The 2,666-nt window shown below is 49.6% G+C and carries 5 protein-coding genes; all 5 read right to left on the bottom strand.

Annotated features, from left to right (window positions below; translation table 11 throughout):
* Window positions 1-433: 433 nt before the first annotated feature.
* On the bottom strand, window positions 434-676 hold the full coding sequence (locus PHD44_RS12620) for a BrnA antitoxin family protein (RefSeq protein ID WP_300192242.1): 243 nt from the start codon (window positions 674-676) through the stop codon (window positions 434-436).
* The gene (locus PHD44_RS12615) at window positions 651-944 is read right to left on the bottom strand and encodes a BrnT family toxin (protein ID WP_300192240.1); all 294 of its coding nucleotides are present in this window, start codon (window positions 942-944) and stop codon (window positions 651-653) included. The genes PHD44_RS12620 and PHD44_RS12615 overlap by 26 nt, the downstream gene beginning before the upstream one ends.
* A gap of 131 nt (window positions 945-1,075) precedes the next feature.
* Complete coding sequence (locus PHD44_RS12610) at window positions 1,076-1,402, bottom strand: hypothetical protein (RefSeq protein ID WP_300192238.1); 327 nt, start codon at window positions 1,400-1,402, stop codon at window positions 1,076-1,078.
* Between the two features lie 37 nt (window positions 1,403-1,439).
* Window positions 1,440-1,709 (bottom strand): DUF2442 domain-containing protein, encoded by a 270-nt coding sequence (locus PHD44_RS12605; RefSeq protein ID WP_300192236.1) that lies wholly within the window; start codon window positions 1,707-1,709, stop codon window positions 1,440-1,442.
* On the bottom strand, window positions 1,681-2,001 hold the full coding sequence (locus tag PHD44_RS12600) for a DUF4160 domain-containing protein (protein ID WP_300192234.1): 321 nt from the start codon (window positions 1,999-2,001) through the stop codon (window positions 1,681-1,683). Before PHD44_RS12600 ends, PHD44_RS12605 begins: the two co-directional genes overlap by 29 nt.
* Between the last annotated feature and the right edge of the window lie 665 nt (window positions 2,002-2,666).

Raw genomic sequence — 2,666 nt, 5'->3', positions numbered from 1 at the left:
TCGGCGTAAAAACCGGGCAATGCTGCTTGGAAAGGTCGTCGTTTGTTGTGAAATTTGAGCTGGATTCGGCCACAGGCATGATTCAGTGGCTGAATTCATTGAAAATCTCGGGTTATTCGAGCTGCCCTTTTGCACAAAGGGTCAACACCCACATCCGGCAAAACAGCAAAGCGAGTGTCGAATCTGTTCATTTTCGAATCATTTTCGAAAGCGCTTGGCATATTGCGCTGTTTGGCTAAACGCCCCGCTGTCTCAAAGATTGGGCACGTAACTGAGATGGCTACTTTCATGTGGCCAGAGAATCACCGTGGTATGACCACGGCAAAATTAACGCCCAACACGCCAATGTTCACCTGCACCAAATGCTGAGCGGCGTTCATGCAACAATGCCGAAGGCATGCGCAAAAATCTGCGGAGTTTAGGGCCGCAGGGGCTACTTTTTCGCGCTTTTTTGCTGGGCAACGTATTCATCCAAAAGTTCACGAATCATCTTTTGATACTGCATGTGATGCTTTTTTGCCGCTTCTTTAAAATAAGTCACGCTCTCCGAACTAAGAGAAATAGTTACCTTGGTTTGCTGATTTTTGAGCGCCAGATCTTTCGGCGACGGAAGGAAATCCGGCACCAATTTCATTTCACCAAGCGGTTCATCAGTGTACTGAATTTGCTTGCTCATAAACCTTTTTTCCCTTACGCCAGTAACCCGCGCCGAAGATGCGGATATGATTTGATCGATACGTGAACCGAACGGTGAGAATTCCTTCCCTCGATTCATCTCGACCAATGCAGAAGTACCTTTTTTCCTCCTGGCTATGTGCGAGATCTTCAGCTATGAGGCGGTTCGGATCGAGGAACGCATGCTGGGCCTCATAGAAAGAGACGCCATGCTTCTCCAGGTTCTCGAGGTTTTTGGCCTCATCCCATTCAAAGTTCGCTTCACTCATGGGCTCAGGATAGATGATATATGGCTATTTCGCCATACCTGGTTTTAGGGCTCTAACGTAAAGCTAACCGGCGCTGCGCGGCTTTATCGCTTAGCATCCAGCGACCGAAGGGAGCTAGTTTGAGCGCCGGGTTACGCTCCATAGCCAAACCTTTTGATACAAAGCTCAAGAAGCTGTTGCAATGGCTCCACTGATAATGGCACGGGCTCACCAACCGCACGCTCGTAAAAGGTACGAAGTACTGAATTGAGTTCTTCAGGTTTTGGTGTCACTGATGTGCGCCCCGAGATTGTTACGCGCTGGTAGTCCAGCACGAGTTGCAATGTGTAACCCAGACTGTCGTATGCGACGTATTCATTGTTGCGAACGTCGATAGGCTCAAGAGCTCGCGCCGCAATTGAAACATCGGCAAAAAACGAAACATCACCGTTTTCAACTATGACGATGGGTGCGAGCATCGCTTGTGACCCTAACGTGTGAATTCAGCGGCGCGCTTCAGCGCGTCCGCTGAAATGATGGCTTGGAAATCAATGGGAACAAAGCTGGGTTGCGGATAGACTCAACCGCAAGGTCGACATCTAGCATTGGCCAATAAAGGTGATTGGGGGACAGCAATTCAATCGTGGTGATTTGCTCAACCGTGGCGTGTTTGAACCACGGAAACTCAGCATATGAGATAAAAAGTTCTTCGTTGTCCACAAGTAGCCAGAAGCCCTTGTTTGATATCAACGAAACTTCAATTTCCGAAGTGGCTATGCCAGGCATGGATGATCTCCTCGTGATGGGCGTGAACCAGATCCAACGCCTCGCCGACCTGTTTTTGAGAAAGCCCTTGGTTTAATGCCAACTCAATTTCTGGCTCCAACCAAAATTTGGCTTCCCCATCGGTATGAGTAACATGGATGTGTATTCGCGGTTCTTCGCGTGAAAAGAAGCAAAAGCGAAACGCTCCTTGACGGAAAATAGGGCACCTCGAAAAACCTACTGCGCTGTCCGATTGCGGCGTCGCGTGCTCGTTCGCGCCTCGCCTATCTACTTGATATGTCTCGTTGCTCACTGCGCGGCTCCTTGCACTCGAACATGCTCGTGACGGTTTTTCGAGGTGCCCAATAGTAGGTGCCATAGATCGAGTTTAGCAACTAGCCATGAGAATGCCCAATTAGTCGAATTGAGCACCTTGCCACGCTAAGAGGGGCCAGTGTGCTCGAATGAGTAGTTGGGTGAGAAAGAAGGCGGTCGGCCCGCTCTGTCGTCAATAAATTCTGCACTCCTTGCCCCATACGACGTCGAATTATCAATATGCCCGAAGTGCTGTTTCAGCGCGTGTGCATTAACTCGTTGTGCATCTTTAACATTTTCTGTGCCCATGTTCCAGCTCAATACAATGTCAATGAGGAAATATGACCACATTCTCAAGCGCAAATTCTATCCATCCTGTACTGTATCTGCCCGAGGTGTGGCGGATGTCGATGGCATCAAGTACCCTCGCTCGCAGTACCTTCTGACCCGACATTTCTTCTGAGCCCGGCTCTCTCAACCGAATGCTCCGGTGCGTTGAGCGCATGAAATGATTCTGCCATTGACGTGGGATAAGGTATTTAGGGAACCTCTGATTGAATCCCTCGTGAGCCGAGTTGCTGATCCAAAAGCCGCAAAACGAGGCAGAGGCCGCAGGTCGTAGTTTACGCTACGATGCCAAGGCCGATAACGAAGTGTTGCGGC

The organism is Halothiobacillus sp. (genome assembly GCF_028710545.1).
Lineage (GTDB): Bacteria > Pseudomonadota > Gammaproteobacteria > Halothiobacillales > Halothiobacillaceae > Halothiobacillus.
This window is presented reverse-complemented; position numbering and strand designations above follow the sequence as displayed.

Excerpts from the sequence above, each read along its gene's own strand:
- PHD44_RS12605 (WP_300192236.1), bottom strand. The coding sequence starts at position 1,709 with ATGCCTGGCATAGCCACTTCGGAAATTGAAGTTTCGTTGATATCAAAC.
- PHD44_RS12615 (WP_300192240.1), bottom strand. The coding sequence starts at position 944 with ATGAGTGAAGCGAACTTTGAATGGGATGAGGCCAAAAACCTCGAGAAC.
- PHD44_RS12620 (WP_300192242.1), bottom strand. The coding sequence starts at position 676 with ATGAGCAAGCAAATTCAGTACACTGATGAACCGCTTGGTGAAATGAAA.
- PHD44_RS12610 (WP_300192238.1), bottom strand. The coding sequence starts at position 1,402 with ATGCTCGCACCCATCGTCATAGTTGAAAACGGTGATGTTTCGTTTTTT.